Raw genomic sequence first — 18,604 nt, 5'->3', positions numbered from 1 at the left:
CAACACGCCTACCCCCACAACCCCCACACCTGGCTGGATCCACTGGGGCTTGCGGCACATGCGGTGGCAGCGAATGCGGCGCTGGCCGCAAAGAACACGCGATATTACTCGCAGGCGCAGAAATATGGCCGGGGTGGAATTCGGCAGCTCGAGAATGGGCGGTACCGTTTCTACGGTGAAGTTTCTGCTGCTCGCAATCCCGGGGAGATGATCGGTCGGCGCCTGGTGCGCGAGTGGGATCCCGCTAGTGACGCTACCCGTATCTGGCATGAGACGCTCGACGGTGCAGGAAATGTCAGAATCGTTCGACCAGATGTCAATGTGACGGGTGGTCGGAAGGTTCATTACCAGTTCGATACGCAGGGAAGCTTGACCGGAACTTTCTAGGGGGTAGGTTTGACTGGCAATCTTCGTAACTCTATTGAGCGGAACTTGATTCTTCTCGTGGGTGGAGAAATTGACCGAGGTGATGTTGCCGATTGGGCGGCTGGGGTTATGGAGAGTGATCACCCTGACTTGGTGAATGATAAGATCTGGGCGGCGCTCGATGAATTGGCCGGCGTCGATCTACTTGAGGGGCCGGGAGAATATCTCCATGGAGTAGAGGACATCTCAGCCTGGTTGGCTGAATTCACCAGGGATGACTCCTCGTGAGCCCGGGCACTTGCGGTGTGCTGTCTGGGGGCCCTCACTCGTGATGACTCCAGGCCAGGGAACAGAGGCGGGCGAGAGCCTTCGCGGCTGCGGTGTTCTTCTTGGCAGCCAGCGGAGGATGGTGGTCGACGCGGAGCCCCCGGCGCCCGGGGCCGGGGCGTGGGTCGGCCGGTGGGTGTCCGGGGGCTCCGGTGCTGCGGCGCGCCGAGGCGCGCGCCGTCAGCCACGGTGGACTTGGTCGCGCGGTTGGGCGCGGGTGGTGAAGAAGGCCGGCAGGTCGCCGGTGAACGCGGTGCGCAGCAGCAGGTCCCGGGCCTGGGCGGCCGATGCCTCCGGGTTCTCGGCGAGCAGGGCGGCGCTCTCCTGGTCGACGAGCCGTAGCGCCCGCTCCCGGGACACCGCGCCGTGGCGCAGCCACTGCCAGATCTGGCAGCGGGCGATCTCGGCGCCGGCGGCGTCCTCGGCCAGGCCGCCGATGACCACGGTGCCCTGGCCGCGCAGCCAGGCGTCGAAGTACCGCAGCGCGAGGGCCACCGTGGTGCGCACCCCCTCCGTGCTGGGCGGGCCTGAACTCCGGTGTACGGACAGCAGCTCGGCGGCGGTGACCTCCACGTCGTCGCGGGTGCGTTCGTGCTGGTGCGGGCGTCCGGCGAGCACACCGTCGAACGCGGTGCGGCAGAGGGGGACGAGTGACGGGTGGGCGACCCAGGAGCCGTCGAAGCCGTCCTCGGCTTCCCGTTCCTTGTCCAGCCGCACTTTCGCCAGGGCGGCGGCGTTGACCGATGGGTCGTGGTCGGGGACGTGCGCGGACATGCCGCCGAGGGCGTGGGCGCCGCGCCGGTGGCAGGTGCGCACGAGGAGTTCGGTGAACGCCCGCAGGAACGGCGCGGTCATGGTGAGCCGTTCGCGTTCCGGCAGCACCATGTCGCTGCGGTGCGCGAGGGTCCTCGCCATGCTGAACAGGTAGTCCCAGCGGCCTGCGGTGAGTCCGGCCGCGTGCTCCCGCAGTTCGTGGAGGATCTCGTCCATCTCGAACGCTGCGGTGACCGTCTCGACGAGGACGGCCGCACGGATCGTGCCGCGTTCCAGTCCGAGCAGTTCCTGTGCGTGGAGGAACACGTCGTTCCACAGGCGGGCTTCGAGGTGGTTCTCCAGCTTCGGCAGTGAGAAGTAGGGGCCGTGGCCGCCGGCGATTCGCAGCCGTGCGCAGTGGAAGAGGTAGAGGCCGAAGTCGACCAGCGGCGCGGCGATCGGCCGTCCGTCGACCAGCAGATGCCGCTCGTTGAGGTGCCAGCCACGCGGCCGGACCACGACGGTCGGGGACGGTGCCGACCCGCACTGTCGCAGTCCGGCGCGCGCGGCGTCGAGCAGGGTGAGCTGGCCGCCGACCAGGTTGGCCCAGGTGGGGGCGGTGCCGTCCTCGAAGTCCGCGATCCAGACGTCGGCTCCGGAGGCCAGCGCGGCCGCGGCGGCCCGCCGTCCAGGCGGGGCGACGATCTCCGTCCGGCGGCGTTCGAGCCCGGGCGCGGGTGGGGCCACGCGCCAGCTCGGGTCCTGCCGCACGGAGGTGGTGGCCGGCACGAAGTCCAGGGAGCCGCCGGTGGCCAGCAGCCCCGCACGGTGCCGCCGTTCGGCCAGCATGGCGGTGCGCCGGCCAGCGAAGGCGTCGTCGAGGCGGGCGAGGAACTCCAGGGCCGCCGGAGTGAGGATCTCGTCGTGGCGTTCACCGGCGCCGCCGATTACCTGGACGACGGGAACGCGGGACGCGGCGGAACGTGCGCCGGTGCCGGGCTGTGCGGTGGGTGCGAGGGCCGTGGTCGTCATGGTGGTCTCCCGGAGGTGCCGCGGTGCCGGTTGCGGGACGGACGGGGTGGTGCGGGAACGTGCGAGGCCGGGCCGGGGGCCGGCCGGTCCGTGCTCTGCCTTCACGGACCGGCCGGCGGTCGGGTCCCGGGTCACCGGGGGCTCAGTGGAACTGCTCCTCTTCGGTGGAGCCGCGCAGTGCCAGCGTCTCGGCGGCCGGGTTGAGCGCGGTGGAGACGAGGTCGAAGTAGCCGGTGCCGACCTCGCGCTGGTGCTTCACGGCGGTGAATCCGTGCTTCTGGGCGGCGAACTCCCGCTCCTGGAGGTCGACATAGGCGGTCATGCCGTGGTCGGCGTAGCCGCGTGCCAGGTCGAACATGCCGTGGTTGAGGGAGTGGAACCCGGCGAGGGTAATGAACTGGAACCGGTAGCCCATGGCGCCCAGTTCGCGCTGGAACTTGGCGATCTGGTCGTCGTCCAGCGCGGCCTTCCAGTTGAACGAGGGCGAACAGTTGTAGGCGAGCATCTGGTCCGGGTACTCGGCGTGTATCGCCTCGGCGAACTCCCTGGCCTGTGCCAGGTCCGGGGTGCCGGTCTCGACCCAGATGAGGTCGGCGTGCGGGGCGTAGGCCAGTCCCCGGGAGATGACCGGGCCCATGCCCGGCTCGACGCGGTAGAAGCCCTCCGCGGTGCGCTCGCCGGTGGTGAAGCGGGCGTCGCGCTCGTCGACGTCGGTGGTGAGCAGGTTCGCCGCCAGGGCGTCGGTGCGGGCGATGACGACCGTGGGCACGCCGGCGATGTCGGCCGCGAGCCGGGCGGAGTTGAGGGTGCGGATGTGCTGCGCGGTGGGCACCAGCACCTTGCCGCCGAGATGGCCGCACTTCTTCTCCGAGGCGAGCTGGTCCTCGAAGTGGATGCCGGCCGCACCGGCGGCGATCAGCGCCTTGGTCAGCTCGAAGGCGTTGAGCGGGCCGCCGAACCCGGCCTCGGCGTCGGCGACGATGGGCGCCAGCCAGTCGGTGGTGTCCTTGCCGCCTTCGGCGACGGCGATCTGGTCGGCGCGCAGCAGCGCGTTGTTGATCCGACGCACCACCTGCGGAACGGAGTTGACCGGGTAGAGGCTCTGGTCGGGGTAGGTCTGCCCGGCCTGGTTGGCGTCGGCGGCGACCTGCCAGCCGGAGAGGTAGATGGCCTGCAGCCCTGCCTTGACCTGCTGGACGGCCTGCCCGCCGGTCAGGGCGCCGAGGGCGTGGACGTAGTCGCGTTCGTGGAGCTGCCGCCACAGTCGTTCGGCGCCGCGCCTGGCGAGGGTGTGCTCCTCGCGGACGGAGCCGGAGAGCCGCACGACCTCCTCGGCGCCGTAACTGCGCTCGATGCCGGACCAGCGGGGGTCGGTCTCCCACTGCTGGGCCAGCTGCTGGGCTGCCGTCTCTGCCTGTCCCATGACGTCTCCCGGGGTCGGGTTCACCGCGTCGCCGCGGTGAGGGCGGCGCGCGATGGTGGTGAGGGTGGTGGTGCCGGTCGTGAGTGGTACCGGGTGTGCGTGGTGCCGGACGGTGCGCGCTGGTGGCGGCTCTCGTGCGGTGCGCGGCGGTGCGGGCGCGGTGCGCGGGCGGTGTGTGACGCCCGCTGTCGCGCTCATGTGTGGCGCTTCGATCTCAACTGTGACAGTGGCACTGCGTGCCATCAAGGGGTGCGGCATGCCAATTCATGCCAATCTTCCGGCTGCCGTTTGCCAACATTGCCAACCCCGCGCCGCCCCCGGCTCCACTAGCCTGACGGCAAGCGGAGGGAGCCGCCATGAGCCGGATCTACGCGGGCGCCCGGCTGCGCCGGCTGCGCGAGGAGCGCCGGATGAGCCAGGTCGAACTGGCCCGCACGCTCGCCATCTCGCCCAGCTACCTCAACCAGATGGAGCACGACTCCCGGCCCCTGACCGTCCCGGTGCTGCTGCGGCTCACCGAGGCTTTCGGCGTCGACCCCGGCTTCTTCTCCGAGCGCGACACCAGCCGCCTGCTGGCCGACCTCCGGGAGGCGCTGGCCGACCGGGTGGCCGCCGCCGAGGTCTCCGCCGCCGACCTGGGCGAGCTGGCCTCCCGCCTGCCCGCCGTGGCCGGGGTCCTCCTGGAACTCGGCCGCCGCAACGAACGGCTCACCGAGCAGCTCGCCGAACTCTCCGAGGGGCGCGGCGCCGGCGGCGTTCCCGCGGGACTGGAACGGACGCCGCACGAGGAGATCCGCGAGTTCTTCTACCGTCGCCGCAACTACCTCCACGACGTCGATCTCGCCGCCGAGGAGCTGTCCGCTGAGATCGGCATCCGCGCAGGTGAAATCCGTAAAGCCCTCGCCACCCGCCTGACAGAACGGCACGGAGTGCACATCGCCGCCGACGCCGCCGAACTGCTGCACCGCTACGACCCAGACACCCGCGTCCTGCACCTCTCACCACGGCTGCGCCCCGGCCAGCAGGCGTTCCGGATGGCGACCCAGCTGGCCTTCCTGGAGTACGACGACGAGCTGAGCCGCCACGCCTCCGAGGAGTACGAGGGGCCCTCGCCCACCTGGTCCCTGGCCCGGGTGGGCGTCGCCAACTACTTCGCCGCCGCCCTCGTGCTGCCCTACCGGACCTTCCACGCCTTCGCCGAGGAGGTCCGCTACGACGTCGAACGGCTCACCGACCGGTTCGGCCTGGGCTACGAGGCCGTCTGCCACCGCCTGTCCACCCTCCAGCGCCCCCGGCTGCGCGGCGTCCCCTTCTCCTTCGTCCGCGTCGACCGCGCGGGCAACATGTCGAAACGCCAGTCCGCCACCGGCTTCCACTTCTCCCGGGCCGGCGGCAGCTGCCCGCTGTGGAACGTCTACGAGGCGTTCGCCTCCCCGGGCCGCATCCAGGTGCAGATCGCCGCCATGCCCGACGGCCAGCGCCACCTGTGGACCGCCCGCACCGTGACCCGCCACCGCGGCGGCTGGGGCGAGCCCCGCAAGACCTTCGCCATCGGCCTCGGCTGCGAGATCCGGCACGCGCACCGCGTCGTCTACTCCGACGGCCTCGACCTCACCAACGAGGCCGCCGCCACCCCCATCGGCATGGGCTGCCGCATCTGCGAACGTCTCGACTGCCCGCAGCGCGCCACCCCTCCCTTCGGCCGCGCCCTGACCGTCGACGAGAACAGCACCACGTTCGTCCCCTTCCCCGTCGAACCCACGACCCCCGGCCGCCGCCCGCACGGGGACTGACCCACGCCGGCCCTCGGGGCCGCCGGTCCGGTCCGGCTATCGGTGTGCAATCGATGTGCCCGGCGCTCTACTCTGAATGCCTTACGCAAGCACGGAGGAATGGACATGCAAGGTCGCGTGGTGCTGGGGATCGAGTCGTCCTGCGACGAGACGGGCGCCGGGCTGGTCCGGGACGGGAAGCTGCTCGGGCACGCCGTCGCCTCCAGCATGGCCGAGCACGCCCGGTTCGGCGGTGTCGTCCCCGAGATCGCCGCCCGCGCCCACGTGCACGCCTTCAACCCGGTCGTGCGGCAGGCGCTGGACCAGGCGGGGCTGTCGATGTCGGACATCGGCGCGGTCGCCGTGACCACCGGTCCCGGGCTCTCCGGTGCCCTCCAGGTCGGCCTGGCCGGCGCCAAGGGTCTGGCCTACGCGCTGGACGTCCCGCTCTACGGCGTCCACCACCTCGCCGGGCACGTCGCCGCCGACACCCTGGAGCACGGCCCGCTGCCCGACCCGTGCATGGTGCTGATCGTCTCCGGCGGCCACACCTCGCTGCTGCTCGTCCGCGACCTGGTGCGCGACCCGATCGTCCACCTCGGGGACACCCTCGACGACGCCGCCGGCGAGTGCTTCGACAAGGTCGCCCGCGTCTTCGGCCTGCCCTACCCCGGCGGCCCGGCCATCGACCGCGCCGCCCGTGACGGCGACCGCAAGGCCGTGGCCTTCCCGCGCCCGCTGACCGGCACCCGCGACGACCGCCACCGCTTCGCCTTCTCCTTCTCCGGGCTCAAGACGGCCGCCGCCCGCTGGGCCGAGCAGCACCGCGCCGACGGCACCGAGCTCCCCGTCGCCGACGGGGCCGCCTCACTCCAGGAGGCCGTCGCCGACGTCCTCACCCGCAAGGCCGTCGCGGCCTGCCGGGAGCACGGCGTCTCCACCCTCGTGGTCGTCGGCGGAGTCGCCGCCAACTCCCGGGTGCGTGAGCTGGCCGAGCAGCGCTGCCGCTCCGCCGGGCTGGAACTGCGCGTCCCCCCGCTCAGCCTGTGCACCGACAACGGCGCCATGATCGCCGCCGTCGGCGATCTGCTGGTGCGCGCCGGCGCCGACCCGGCACCGCTCGACCTCTCCATCGACCCCTCCGCGCCCCTGACCTACGCGGCGCTCACCCCCGCGGCACGCGCGGCCGCATCCGCGGCGGCCTGACCCGCCTCCACCTCGTCCCCCGACCCGCAGACCGCCTCGGAGCATCCCTTGCGTACCGCTGAGATCCGCCGCCGTTTCCTGGACTACTTCGCCGATCGCGGCCACCACCGCGTCGCGAGCGCGCCGCTGCCCACGCCCGACCCCACCCTGCTGTTCATCAACGCGGGCATGGTCCCCTTCAAGCCCTACTTCACGGGCGAGTCCCAGGCGCCGTGGCAGCGCGCCACCAGTGTCCAGAAGTGCGTGCGGACCCTGGACATCGAAGAGGTCGGCAAGACCACCCGGCACGGGTCGTTCTTCCAGATGAACGGCAACTTCTCCTTCGGCGACTACTTCAAGGAAGACGCCATCCGCTACGCCTGGGAGCTGTCCACCAACTCCCAGGACGACGGCGGCTACGGCCTGGACCCCGACCGCATCTGGGCCACCGTCCACCACAGCGACGACGAGTCCCGCGAGCTGTGGCGCCGCATCTCCGGCCTCCCCGAGGACCGCATCGTCGCCCGCGGCGACGAGGACAACTACTGGTCCATGGGCGTCCCCGGCCCCTGCGGCCCCTGCTCCGAGCTGTACTACGACCGCGGCCCGAACTACGGTCCGGCCGGCGGCCCGGAGGTCGACGAGGACCGGTACATGGAGTTCTGGAACCTCGTCTTCATGCAGTACGAGCGAGGCCCCGGCCCCGGCAAGTCCGGCTACCCCATCCTCGGTGAGCTGCCCCGCCGCAACATCGACACCGGCATGGGCCTGGAGCGCATGGCCAGCCTCCTCCAGGGCGTCGACAACCTCTACGAGATCGACGAGACCCGCCCCATCCTCGACCACGCCGCGCAGCTCACCGGCGTCCGCTACGGCGCCGACCACGAGGCCGACGTCCGGCTCCGCGTCATCGCCGACCACGTCCGCACCGGCCTGATGCTGCTCGCCGACGGCACCTCCCCCGGCAACGAGGGCCGCGGCTACGTCCTGCGCCGCATCCTGCGCCGCGCGGTCCGCGCCACCCGCCTCCTCGGCTACCAGGACCCGGCGCTGCCCGAACTGCTGCCCGTCGCCCGCGACTGCATGTCGCCCAGCTACCCCGAGCTGGTCGAGGAGTTCGAGCGGATCTCCCAGCAGGCCTACGGCGAGGAGGACGCCTTCCGCAAGACACTGCGGCAGGGCACCACCGTCCTGGACACCGCCGTCGACAAGACCAAGGCCGACGGAGGCCGCACCCTCGCCGGCGCCCAGGCCTTCCTGCTCCACGACACCTACGGCTTCCCCATCGACCTCACCCTGGAGATGGCCGCCGAACAGGGCGTCGAGGTCGACCGCGAGGGCTTCACCGCCCTCATGACCGAACAGCGCGAACGCGCCCGCGCCGACGCCCGCGCCCGCAAGTCCGGCGCCGCCGACACCGCCGCGCTGCGCACCGTCCTCGACGCCAACGGCCCCACCGACTGGCAGGCCTGGGACACCCTGGAGACCGAGTCGAAGGTCCTGGCGCTCCTCGGCCCCGAAGGCCCGCTGCCCGTCGCCACCACCGGCGACATCGTCACCGTCGTCCTGGACCGCACCCCGTTCTACGCCGAGTCCGGCGGCCAGGACAGCGACGCCGGACGGCTGACCGGAACCTCCGCCGAGGCCGAAGTCCTCGACGTCCAGCGCGCGTTGCCCGGCCTCGTCGTCCACCAGGTGCGCGTCACCGCCGGGGAGCTGGCCACCGGCGACCAGGTCCGTGCCGCCGTCGACGCCGAATGGCGCACCGGCGCCCGCCAGGCCCACTCCGGCACCCACGTGCTGCACGCCGCCCTGCGGCAGATCCTCGGCCCGGCTGCCCTCCAGGCCGGCTCCTACAACCGCCCCGGCTACCTGCGCCTGGACTTCCCCTGGCGCGGGGCGCTCTCCCCGGCGGTCCGCTCCGAGGTCGAGGAGGCCGCCAACCGCGCGCTGCGCCAGGACCTCCCGGTCGGCGTGCGGTGGATGCCGCTGGCCGAGGCCAAGGAGATCGGCGCGCTCGCCCTGTTCGGCGAGACCTACGCCGAGGACGTGCGCGTGGTGGAGATCGGCGGCGCCTGGTCGCGCGAGCTGTGCGGTGGCACCCACGTCCAGCACTCCTCCCAGGTCGGTGTCGTCGCCCTGACCGGTGAGGCCTCGGTCGGCGCCGGCATGCGCCGCGTCGAAGCCGCCGTCGGCGTCGAGGGGTTCGCCTACCTCGCCCGTGAACGCGACCTGGTCGCGCAGCTGTCCGAGCAGCTCCAGGCCCCGCGCGAGCAGCTGCCCGAGCGGGTCGCCGGACTGCTGGAGCGGCTCAAGGCCGCCGACCGCGCCACCGCCGAGCTGCGCCGCAAGGAGTCCATGGGCCGGGCCGCCGAACTGGCCACCGGAGCCAAGGACATCGGCGGCACGCTGGCCGTCACGACCACCATGCCCGGTGACGGTGGCACCGCCCGCGAACTGGCCCTCGCCATCCGCGACCGGCTGCCCGAGCGCACCCCGGGCGTCGCCGTCGTCGGCGCCGAGTCCGGCGGCAAGGGCGTCGTCGTGGTGGCCGTCAACCGCGCCGCCAAGGACGCCGGCCGCTCGGCCGCCGACGTGGTGAAGGGCCTGCTGTCCGGGCGGGGCGGCGGCAGCGCCGACGTGGCCCAGGGCGGCGGCATCCCCGCCGCCGACCTCGGCAAGACCCTCGACGGCCTGCCGGCGCTGCTGGCCTGACGGCCGCCGTTCACTCATCGCCGATCACGACGGGCCCAGGCACGCGGAACACCACCGTGCGCCGGGCCCGTTCGTGCTGTCCGGCCGCCGGGCCGGGAGGCGGCCTGTGATGCGGCCGATAGGGAATCCCCCTGGCTCGGTCCCGTGGCGAATGGGTAACGTGCCGTGACGTTGCCCAAGTTGCCCGTTGTTCCAGTGGGGGAGTCCTCAGCATGAAGCGTCACGTTCTGGTGCCCGTCGTCGCGGTCGCGACGGTGGGACTGTTGCTCACCGGTTGTTCCAGCGGCGATGCCGAGCCGGACGACGACATCGCGGGCGTGGACACCAGCGAACCCGCCGACGCCGACGAGGACGAACCGGCGGACGACGACGAGCAGTCGGGTGACGACGAGCCGGACGACGGCATCGACCGCCCGGAGATCGAGCTGCCGGAGGACCTGGAGAACGTGTTCGAGCCGGTCGACACGACAGTTCCCGACGAGCGCGCTGTTCTCGCTGACCAGGAGCGTTTCGTCAATGCTGTCGACGAAGCCATCACCAGCGGTGAACTCGACCGACCGGCGTTGCAGTTCTACGCGGACGGTGAGGCCTACCTCACCGCTGTGGACTACGTGACGAGCTTCCATGCCGACGGTTACACCATCTCCGGTGGCGTTCGCTATTACGACAGGTCTGTCACCCTGCGGGAGGACGGAGTTGCCACCACCTCCTACTGCATCGACTACCGCGATTCGTTCATGGTCGATACCTCCTCGGACGAGAAGCACGCGTTGGACGACCGTCAGGGGTACGGGACTTCGCGACTTGAGCGGAACGACGACGGGGTCTGGCAGACCGTTTCGGAGTCGGTTTCCGTCGCCGATGGCGAATGCTGATGAGGAGAGGTTCCGCGCTGCTGGCGGCAGCGGTGGTGTATGTGCTGGCGATCGGGAGTGCTGCCGCCCAGCCGCTGGCGCCGATCGATCGGAAAGAGAAGGCCACCGGGGGCACCACGAAGACCGGCATCTACGCGGGAGGTTCCTTCACCGGCGTCATCATCGATCCGCCGGCGAGCGATGGGAGCAACAGCCTTAGTCCGGCTTCCAGTACACCGTGGAAGCCACCGGCCTGCTACTACGCGCCCCGCTGGCTGGCTTCCGAGTTCAAGGCGTGGTGGGAGAGCTACGCGGAGCCCGAAGCGCACCGGACGCACGACAGGGGCGACGCATCGGCCATCGTGGAGGATCACAAGGCGCGGTACGGCGTCGACAGCGAGTACAACGATCACAACATCGAGCGTGAGGACGAGGGTTCCTGGTGGACGGTGCACACCAATCCGGACGCCGACTCGGAGGATCGTCAGGCGTGTGAGCGGTCGATCTTCTGGGTGGATCACGGCGAGGCGCCCGATCCCGGGCCGGGTGTGCCGGACGCTTTGACGCTGGCGGAGCTGGCGTACGCGCATGTGGACATCCCGGAGTTGGAGTTCGGGTTGAGTCCGGAGGCGGCGGCGCAGAAGGTCAATCTGTCGACGTGGGTGTGGGTGCCGGAGGCGGAGTTGGTGCCGGTGTCGGTGACGGCGCGGCTGGACGGGTACGCGGCGTTGTCGTCCACGGTGACGGCGACGCCGGTGTCGCTCACGATCGATCCGGGGACGGACGACGCGACGGTCCACGCCGGTTCCGGCGGCTGCGCGGTGTCGTCGTCGGGGGCGATCGGTGAGCGGTGGGACTCCTCGAAGGCGGGCCTGACACCGCCGTGCGGGGTGACCTACGGGCGGGCCACCCATGACGGTGGTTCCTACGCCTTGGGCGCGACGGTGACGTGGGAGGTCAGCTGGTCGGGTTCGGACGGCAGCGGCGGTGAGCTGCCCGCCGGGGAGTTCGCGTCCACGCAGGAGGTCCGGGTCCAGGAGGTCCAGACCGTCGTCCGCTGAGGCCGGGGCCAGCCGGTGTGCCGCGAGCAGTGGTTCACGAACCGCGCCTCCGTGTCGAACACGTCGTGGATCGTGACGTGTCCGGTACGCGGTCGTCGTCGGCCGCGTGGTCTGGATGCGTAGCGTGCGGTGAGACCTGTGGTCGTTCCTGTGGGGGGAATACTCGTATGAAGCGTCACCTTGTCCTGACCGCTGTCGCCACGGCGGCTGTGGCCCTGTTGCTGTCGTCGTGTTCGCCGGGTGGTGAGTCGCCCGGTGATGCTGGCGACCGCCCGGAGATCGAGGTTCCGGCGATCGAGGTTCCGGCCGACCTGGAGACCGTCTTCGAGGAGCTGGAGGACGATGACTCGGCACCGCCGGCCGCGCTCCTGGCGGACCACGAGCGCTTCCTGCTCGCCCTGGACGAGGCGGTCGTCGCCGGTGAGCCGGGCCCCGCGCTGGAGTTCCACACCACGGCCGACGGCTATGAGTGGGCGACTTCGCACGTGGAGTTCCGGCAGGAGGAGGGCTACCGGTACGGCGGTACCATCCGCCATTACAAGCGCTATGCGGTGGTGTTCTTCAGCGACGACGAGAAGGCTTTCGTGCATCACTGCGTCGACTACGCGAAAGCCCACGCGGTCGACCTCGGGACCGGGGAGGAGCGCCCGTTCGACGCCGAGCCACGCCAGTACACCGCGACGATGAAGCTCAACGACGACGGTGTGTGGCAGGTGGACCGCTTCGACGGCGCCTCGGTGGCGGCGTCCTCGGGTTACTGCTCCTGACCCCGGCCCGTCGCGGTCAGAGGAGCGCCGCCGTCACGACGTGGCTCCGGCCAGTGCCTCGTCCAGGATCTCCAGGCCGAGGGACAGTTCCTCCTCGGTGGCGGTGAGCGGTGGTGCGATCCGCAGGACGCCTCCCATGCCGGGCAGTTGGACGATGTTCATGTGCAGGCCGCGTTCGAGGCAGCGGGCGGTGACCTGGGCGCCGAGCTGGTCGGAACCCTGCTTGGTCTCGCGGTCGGCGACGAGTTCGAGTCCCACCAGCAGCCCGCGTCCGCGCACGTCGCCGATGACCGCGTGACGGTCGGCCAGTTCTGACAGGCCCCGCCGCAGGAACTCCCCGAGTGAGCGGGCGCGTTCGTCCAGTCGTTCCTCGGCGAGCACGTCGAGGACGGTGTTGCCGACCGCCGCCACCAGCGGGTCGGAGACATGGGTGGTGAAGAAGAGGAACTGCCGCTCGAAGGCCAGCTGTTCGATCTCCGTGCTGGTGACGACCGCCGCCAGCGGGAGCCCGGCGCCCAGTGTCTTGGACAGCGTCAGGATGTCGGGGACGACCCCGTCCCGCTCGAACGCGTACCAGGTGCCGGTGCGGCACAGGCCGGTCTGCGCCTCGTCCAGGATCAGCAGCATCCCGCGCTCGCGGCACTTGTCCCGCAGCGCGGCGAGGTAGCCGGGCGGCAGCTCGATGATGCCGCCGGAGCTGAGGATCGGTTCGACCAGGCACGCCGCGAGGCTGCCGGTCGACTGGGCGTCGATGAGGTCGAATGCGAGGTCGAGTTGGCGACGCCAGTCGAGTGAGCCGTCGGCGTGGGTGAGGTCGGGCCGGTACGCGTTCGGTACCGGGATCGCGAAGTTCCCCGGCGCGCCCGGTCCGTACCCCCGGCGTCCGGCGCTGTAGGTGGCGGAGGCGGCGGCCTGCGTCATGCCGTGCCAGGACCGGGCGAAGGAGACGATCTCGTGCCGGCCGGTGACGAGCTTGGCCATCCGGACGGCCGCCTCGTTGGACTCGGCGCCCGTGGTGAGCAGCAGCGCCTTCTCCAGCGGCGCGGGCAGGCTCTCGGTGAGCCGCCGGGCGAGGTCCACCACCGGGCGGCTCAGCATCCCGCTGTACAGGTGGTCGAGGGTCGCGACCTGCCGCTGCACGGTCTCGACGATCCGCGGGTGGGAGTGGCCGAGGATCGCGCTCATCTGGCCGGAGGTGAAGTCGAGGATGCGCCGGCCGTCGGCGGCGAACACGAAACTGCCCTCGGCTCGTTCGATGATCTCGCGGGTGAAAGGGCTCCCGTAGCGCACCAGATGCCGGTCGGCGTCGCTCCAGAAGGCGGCTGCTGGAGCTGTGGCCGGATCGGCGCCGGTACCGGCGCCGGTACCGGCGGCGGGGTCGGCGGTCGTGGACTCCGTGGGGGCGGGCTCCGTGGTCGTCATGCTCATCGACGGTAGGAGCGTGTGACGTGCACGTCCATCTCACATTTCCCGCCACGCTGTTCGGCCGTTCCGAACAGTGCGGCGCGCACAATGGCGCGATGATGAATCCCTGGCGGCTCCGTCTGCTGACCCAGCTGGAGACCCTCGGCACGGTCCGGGCGGTCGCGCAGGCCGCCAATCTGAGCCCGTCGAGCGTCTCGCAGCAGCTGTCCGCCCTGGAGAGCGAGACCCGGACCCGGCTGCTGGAGCGGACCGGGCGGCGGGTGCGGCTCACCCCGGCGGGGGTGATCCTCGCCCGGCGGGCGCGGGCGCTCCTGGACCACATGGCGAGCGTCGAGGCGGAGCTCAACGGTTTCGGGGAGGAGCCGGCGGGGCTGGTGCGGCTGGGCGCGTTCCAGAGCGCCGTCCACACCATGGCGGTCCCGGCGGTGGCCCACCTGGCGGGCGTCCATCCGAGGCTCGACATCGAGGTGGTGCAGCTGGAGCCGCACGAGAGCGTGCCCGCGCTGCGCGTCGGGGACGCGGACATCGTCATCACGACGACGGACTTCGACGAGCAGCCGCTGGGCCCGGATCTCGACCTGGTGCCGCTGGCCACCGACCCGGTGCTGCTGGTGGTCCCGCCCGGCCACGGCGGGACGGGCCGGGGGCCCGCCGACCTCGCCGCCTACGCCGACCACGCCTGGTCCTTCGACATGCCGAACACCTATATGGCCAACCTCGCGCTGCGGCTCTGCCGTCAGGCCAGGTTCGAGCCGCGGGTGGTGTGCCGGTTCGCGAACTACCTGCTGGCGCTGCAGCACGTGGAGGCCGGGCTGTCGGTGGCGCTGCTGCCGGGCCTGGCGGTGGACCGCCGCTACCGGGTGGAGACGCGGGAGCTGACGACGCCCGTCAACCGCACGATCACCGCCGCCGTGCGTCGCGGCGGGCCGCCGCGCGCCGCGGTCCGGGTGGTGCTGGACGCCCTGCGGCACGGTCCCGGGCTGCCGCCGTGGGCCGGGGAGCCCGGGGGAACCGACCCGGCGACGGAGTCCGGGCCCGGCCCGGGCAAAGCGTGAGACCCGGCCGCCCGCGGCACCCGGCGCCTCCGCCTGCCCCCGCAAGGGGTGACGCGGCGGGCCCCGGCTCTCGCGCTCGGTACGATCGGTGCGGATCGCCACCGCCCGGACCCGCCCCGGCCCTGCCCGCGCGACGGGAACCGTCCGCGGCGGTGACCGCGGTCCCGGCGCCCGTCGGAACGCCGCCCAGCTCCTTCCGGGCCGTTCCCCGCCGCGCACGCCACTGCTTCGACGAAGAGAGTTCCCATGCGCTGGTCCCAGTTGTACGTGCCCACCCTGCGTGACGACCCCGCCGACGCGGAGGCCGTCAGCCACCGGCTGCTGGTCCGCGCCGGGTTCGTCCGCCAGCTGATGGCCGGGCACTACGCGCTGCTGCCGCTGGCGGTGCGCGTGCGGGAGCGCGTGGTGCGGGTGGTGCGGGAGGAGATGAACCGCATCGGCTCCCAGGAGTGGGTGCTGCCCGCGCTGCACCCGGCGGAGATCTGGCAGCGCTCCGGCCGCTGGGAGACCATGGGCGCGGAGATGTTCCGGCTCAAGGACCGCAAGGGCGCCGATCTGGCGCTGGGCATGACCCACGAGGAGATCTTCACGACCTTCGCACAGGGGCTGTCCTCCTACAAGCAGCTGCCGCAGATGTGGTACCAGTTCCAGACCAAGTTCCGGGACGAGCCGCGCCCCAAGAGCGGTCTGCTGCGGGTCCGCGAGTTCACCATGAAGGACTCCTACAGCTTCGACCTGGACGAGGCGGGTCTGGACCGCTCGTTCGAGGCGCACCGTGCCGCCTACGAGCGGATCTTCGCCCGGCTCGGTATCCCGGCCATCGGCGTGGAGGCGTCGAGTGGCGCCATGGGCGGTTCGGCCTCCGTGGAGTTCATGACCCCCACCGGCGCGGGTGAGGACCTGGTGGCCCACTGCCAGGGCTGTGGCTACGCCGCCAACGTCGAGAAGGCGACCTCCGCGCTGCCCGCCGTCACCGACGGGCCGGCCGCCTCGGACGCCCCCGAGCCGTTCGACACCCCGGACGTGCGGACCATCGAGGACCTGGCGCGTGACTACGAGCTGCCGGGCGACCGGCAGGTCAAGACCTTGGTGTACGTCCTGGACGGCGAGCTGACGCTCGTCCTGCTGCGCGGTGACCACAGCCTGGTCGAGCAGAAGCTGACCGATGTCACCGGTGCCACGGAGGCCCGCCCGGCGCAGGCCGAGGAGATCCGCGCGGCGCTCGGCGCCTCGCCGGGCAGCCTCGGCGCGGTCGGGGTCACCGACCTGCCGGTGATCGCCGACGAGTCGCTCCGCGGCCGGTCCGACATGGCCACCGGCGCCAACCGCGACGGCGTGCACCTGCGCGGAGTGGACGTCGAGCGGGACATCACCGTCGGCCGCTGGGCGGACCTGCGCGAGGTCACCGCGGGCGAGCCCTGCCCGAGCTGCGGCACGGCGCTGGAGGTCATCCAGACCGTCGAGGTCGGCCACATCTTCAAGCTGGGCTACAAGTACGCCGACGCCCTGGATCTGACGGTGCTGGGCCCCGACGGCAAGAGCGTCCGCCCGATCATGGGCAGCTACGGCATCGGCGTGGAGCGCGCGGTCGCCGCCGTCGTCGAGGCGCACCACGACGACAAGGGCATCGTCTGGCCGGTCTCCGTCGCCCCGTTCGAGGCGGCGGTGGTGCCGATCGGCAAGGACGAGGAGATCGGCAAGGTCGCCGAGTCCCTGTACGACGCGCTGGGCGCGGCGGGTGTGGAGACGGTGCTGGACGACCGCGACGAGCGGCCCGGCGTGAAGTTCTCCGACATCGAGCTGGTCGGCATCCCGTACCGGATCACCGTCGGCCGGCGCGGCCTGGCCAACGGCGTGGTCGAGCTGGCCACCCGGGCCTCGGGCGAGAGCGTCGAGGTCCCGGTCGAGGAGGCGGCCGCGCGGGTCGCCGAACTGGTGACGGAGGCCCGCACGGCGGGCTGAGCGAGCAGCGGCCACACGCGCGCGTGACGCGGGGGCCGTCCGTTCCGGTCACGGCTGGTGCGGGCGGCCCCCGCCGTCTGTCCGGGATCACGTGACTTCGGCGCAAAGAGACCGAGATCTCGTCCCGAACGCGGGGTTGTGCCGTTTGTGCGCACCGGCCCCGGGTAGCGGCCGCAGGCGGGCGCATCCCGAGAGGTCCAGGCCAATCCGGGCCGGGTCGGTCCGGGCGCACCCGGGAGAGGAGCGCCACTCGATGAGCGAGGGAGTCGCGAACCGCTGGGCGGACCCCGGCCGCCGGGCACGGCTGCGCGAGGCCCGCTCCCACGAGCTGCGGCGGCGGCTGGCCGCGCGCTACCGCAAGCTCACCGGCGACGTGCTGGACGTCCGCTGGCTGAGCCTGCCGGAGACCGACGAGGTGCTGGCCGGCTGGAACGGCGCCGGACCGGCCGGTGAGTTCAGCCTGACGGCGCTCGGCCCGCCGGGCGCCTCCGTCTGGCTGGCCTCCGGAGGAGAGGGCGGCGTCGCGCTGCTCGGGGACGGGCACGACCCGGACCAGCCCGTCACCCTGCTCTTCCGCCACTACTGGTACACGGGCGCCGCCGTCGCCCGGCTGGGCACCGTGCTGGCGCGCGGGCTGCCGATGGCGTGCGCGGACGAGGACGGTTTCGTCGCGGTCCTGGCCGGGGGACGCTCGGCGCTCTCGGTGGACTGCGACGAGGGGCTGGACACCGTCGAGGTCCAGCTCTGGGGCGAGGCGGCGGCCGTCTTCGACCTGCCCGACCCGGAGTGACCTGCCCGACCCGGAGTGACCGGGCCTGCCCGGTGAGCCGTCCCGGCGGCGGGCCGGTTCAGCCCGCGCCGCCCTCGGTCACCGGGTAGGGCACGAAGGTGCGGCGGTCGGGGTCGATGGCGAGGGCGCCCGCGGCCGGTGGGCGGGCACGCTGGGCGCAGTCGCGGCGTTCGCAGATCCGGCAGCCCAGGCCGATGGGGGTGGCGGCGCGGGGATCGTCGAGGGCGATGCCGTCGGAGTAGATCAGCCGGTGCGCGTGGCGCAGTTCGCAGCCGAGGGTCACGGCGAAGGTCGCACGGGTGGCGTGGTGACCCCAGCCGCCGCGGGTCACGGTGCGGGCGATCCAGAAGTGCCGCTTGCCGTCCGGCATTTCGGCGACCTGCGGCAGGACCCGCCCCGGGGTGGAGAACGCCTCGTAGACGGTCCACAGGGGGCAGGTGCCGCCCAGCCGGGAGAAGTGGAAGTCGCTGGCCGACTGCCGTTTGGAGATGTTCCCGGCCCGGTCCACCCGCAGGAACGAGAACGGCACCCCGCGCAGCCCCGGCCGTTGCAGGGTGGAGAGCCGGTGGCAGACGGTCTCGAAGCCGACGCCGTAGCGGGTCTGCAACAGCTCGATGTCGTAGCGCAGTTCCTCCGCGTCGCGGTGGAACGCGGTGTAGGGCATCAGCAGCGCCCCCGCGTAGTAGGTCGCCAGGCCGATGCGGGCCAGCGAACGGGACTGCGGCGAGGTGAGCGCGGGGGAGCCGGCGAGCGCGCGCAGCGTCTCCTGCTGTTCCAGCAGGCCCAGTTGGGTGGCGAGCTGGAAGGCGCGCTGGCCGTCGGTGAGCCAGGGGGAGAGGAACAGCAGCCCGCTGTCGGGGTCGTAGCGGCGGGCGTCCGCCGGGGCGCCACCCCTGGCCGGGGCGGCGGTGACGACGCGGACCCCGTGGCGGTCGAGCAGCTGGGCGGCGAGCGCGTCGGGGGAGCGGCCGGGGTTCGGCCCGGTCTCCCGCGCCTGCCGCTCGGCGGCGTCGTCCAGTTCGGGGAAGTGGTTGTGGTGGGCGTAGAAGAAGTCCCGTACCTCGTCGTGGGGTTCGGCGACGGAGGCGTTGTCGATCACCCGGTTGACGGCCATGGC

At 72.0% G+C, this 18,604-nt stretch carries 15 protein-coding genes; 11 read left to right on the top strand and 4 right to left on the bottom strand.

The genetic code is table 11. The features are described 5' to 3' along the window. The coding region (locus E0D90_RS27845) for a hypothetical protein (protein WP_227870179.1) at positions 1–387 on the top strand (387 nt) is incomplete at its 5' end. A 9-nt stretch (positions 388–396) separates the two neighbouring features. Next, positions 397–654 (top strand): YxzC family protein, encoded by a 258-nt coding sequence (locus E0D90_RS28690; RefSeq protein ID WP_498072961.1) that lies wholly within the window; start codon positions 397–399, stop codon positions 652–654. Between the two features lie 219 nt (positions 655–873). Here the strand turns inward: E0D90_RS28690 and E0D90_RS12645 are convergent, their stop codons facing one another. After that, positions 874–2,478 (bottom strand): malate synthase, encoded by a 1,605-nt coding sequence (locus E0D90_RS12645; protein ID WP_130798082.1) that lies wholly within the window; start codon positions 2,476–2,478, stop codon positions 874–876. Between the two features lie 142 nt (positions 2,479–2,620). Next, positions 2,621–3,901, bottom strand: coding sequence for an isocitrate lyase (aceA, locus tag E0D90_RS12640; protein WP_103503777.1), 1,281 nt, complete (start codon positions 3,899–3,901; stop codon positions 2,621–2,623). Between the two features lie 356 nt (positions 3,902–4,257). Between aceA and E0D90_RS12635 the strand changes: the two genes are divergently transcribed. The 6 genes from E0D90_RS12635 to E0D90_RS12610 all read left to right on the top strand — a co-directional run bounded on the left by E0D90_RS12635 (position 4,258) and on the right by E0D90_RS12610 (position 12,255). Then, on the top strand, positions 4,258–5,694 hold the full coding sequence (locus E0D90_RS12635; protein ID WP_103529215.1) for a short-chain fatty acyl-CoA regulator family protein: 1,437 nt from the start codon (positions 4,258–4,260) through the stop codon (positions 5,692–5,694). Between the two features lie 105 nt (positions 5,695–5,799). Further along, positions 5,800–6,879 carry a tRNA (adenosine(37)-N6)-threonylcarbamoyltransferase complex transferase subunit TsaD gene (tsaD, locus tag E0D90_RS12630; protein ID WP_130798084.1) on the top strand — a complete coding sequence of 360 codons (1,080 nt, stop codon included), beginning with the start codon at positions 5,800–5,802 and terminating at the stop codon, positions 6,877–6,879. A 48-nt stretch (positions 6,880–6,927) separates the two neighbouring features. Next, positions 6,928–9,573, top strand: a complete 2,646-nt coding sequence (alaS, locus tag E0D90_RS12625; protein WP_130798080.1) for an alanine--tRNA ligase — start codon at positions 6,928–6,930, stop codon at positions 9,571–9,573. 212 nt (positions 9,574–9,785) lie between these two features. Continuing rightward, entirely contained in the window at positions 9,786–10,448 is a 663-nt protein-coding gene (locus E0D90_RS12620) for a hypothetical protein (protein ID WP_130798078.1), read from the top strand. Continuing rightward, complete coding sequence (locus tag E0D90_RS12615) at positions 10,448–11,488, top strand: hypothetical protein (RefSeq protein ID WP_130798076.1); 1,041 nt, start codon at positions 10,448–10,450, stop codon at positions 11,486–11,488. The genes E0D90_RS12620 and E0D90_RS12615 overlap by 1 nt, the downstream gene beginning before the upstream one ends. 167 nt (positions 11,489–11,655) lie before the next feature. Beyond that, positions 11,656–12,255, top strand: a complete 600-nt coding sequence (locus tag E0D90_RS12610; protein WP_130798062.1) for a hypothetical protein — start codon at positions 11,656–11,658, stop codon at positions 12,253–12,255. A gap of 33 nt (positions 12,256–12,288) precedes the next feature. Here the strand turns inward: E0D90_RS12610 and E0D90_RS12605 are convergent, their stop codons facing one another. Beyond that, positions 12,289–13,677 carry an aspartate aminotransferase family protein gene (locus E0D90_RS12605; protein WP_130798060.1) on the bottom strand — a complete coding sequence of 463 codons (1,389 nt, stop codon included), beginning with the start codon at positions 13,675–13,677 and terminating at the stop codon, positions 12,289–12,291. 98 nt (positions 13,678–13,775) lie between these two features. Between E0D90_RS12605 and E0D90_RS12600 the strand changes: the two genes are divergently transcribed. The 3 genes from E0D90_RS12600 (at position 13,776) to E0D90_RS12590 (ending at position 17,487) form a co-directional block, all read left to right on the top strand. Next, positions 13,776–14,735, top strand: a complete 960-nt coding sequence (locus E0D90_RS12600; RefSeq protein ID WP_130798058.1) for a LysR family transcriptional regulator — start codon at positions 13,776–13,778, stop codon at positions 14,733–14,735. A 246-nt stretch (positions 14,736–14,981) separates the two neighbouring features. Next, complete coding sequence (locus E0D90_RS12595) at positions 14,982–16,697, top strand: proline--tRNA ligase (RefSeq protein WP_130798056.1); 1,716 nt, start codon at positions 14,982–14,984, stop codon at positions 16,695–16,697. Positions 16,698–16,950: 253 nt separating this feature from the next. Continuing rightward, positions 16,951–17,487: a hypothetical protein gene (locus tag E0D90_RS12590; protein WP_130798055.1), complete on the top strand. Its 537-nt coding sequence runs from the start codon at positions 16,951–16,953 to the stop codon at positions 17,485–17,487. A gap of 58 nt (positions 17,488–17,545) precedes the next feature. On the opposite strand, the gene E0D90_RS12585 is transcribed toward E0D90_RS12590, so the two are convergent. Then, a partial coding sequence (locus E0D90_RS12585) for a helix-turn-helix domain-containing protein (RefSeq protein WP_130798053.1) occupies positions 17,546–18,604 on the bottom strand: 1,059 nt, incomplete at its 5' end.

This window comes from Streptomyces otsuchiensis, from assembly GCF_004305975.1.
Taxonomy (GTDB): Bacteria; Actinomycetota; Actinomycetes; order Streptomycetales; family Streptomycetaceae; genus Streptomyces; species Streptomyces otsuchiensis.
This window is presented reverse-complemented; position numbering and strand designations above follow the sequence as displayed.

Bases quoted from the DNA above. Each gene is read 5' to 3' on its own strand.
- E0D90_RS12645 (WP_130798082.1), bottom strand. From the start codon at position 2,478: ATGACGACCACGGCCCTCGCACCCACCGCACAGCCCGGCACCGGCGCA.
- aceA (WP_103503777.1), bottom strand. From the start codon at position 3,901: ATGGGACAGGCAGAGACGGCAGCCCAGCAGCTGGCCCAGCAGTGGGAG.
- E0D90_RS12635 (WP_103529215.1), top strand. From the start codon at position 4,258: ATGAGCCGGATCTACGCGGGCGCCCGGCTGCGCCGGCTGCGCGAGGAG.
- tsaD (WP_130798084.1), top strand. From the start codon at position 5,800: ATGCAAGGTCGCGTGGTGCTGGGGATCGAGTCGTCCTGCGACGAGACG.
- E0D90_RS12620 (WP_130798078.1), top strand. From the start codon at position 9,786: ATGAAGCGTCACGTTCTGGTGCCCGTCGTCGCGGTCGCGACGGTGGGA.
- E0D90_RS12615 (WP_130798076.1), top strand. From the start codon at position 10,448: ATGAGGAGAGGTTCCGCGCTGCTGGCGGCAGCGGTGGTGTATGTGCTG.
- E0D90_RS12610 (WP_130798062.1), top strand. From the start codon at position 11,656: ATGAAGCGTCACCTTGTCCTGACCGCTGTCGCCACGGCGGCTGTGGCC.
- E0D90_RS12605 (WP_130798060.1), bottom strand. From the start codon at position 13,677: ATGACGACCACGGAGCCCGCCCCCACGGAGTCCACGACCGCCGACCCC.
- E0D90_RS12600 (WP_130798058.1), top strand. From the start codon at position 13,776: ATGATGAATCCCTGGCGGCTCCGTCTGCTGACCCAGCTGGAGACCCTC.
- E0D90_RS12595 (WP_130798056.1), top strand. From the start codon at position 14,982: ATGCGCTGGTCCCAGTTGTACGTGCCCACCCTGCGTGACGACCCCGCC.
- E0D90_RS12590 (WP_130798055.1), top strand. From the start codon at position 16,951: ATGAGCGAGGGAGTCGCGAACCGCTGGGCGGACCCCGGCCGCCGGGCA.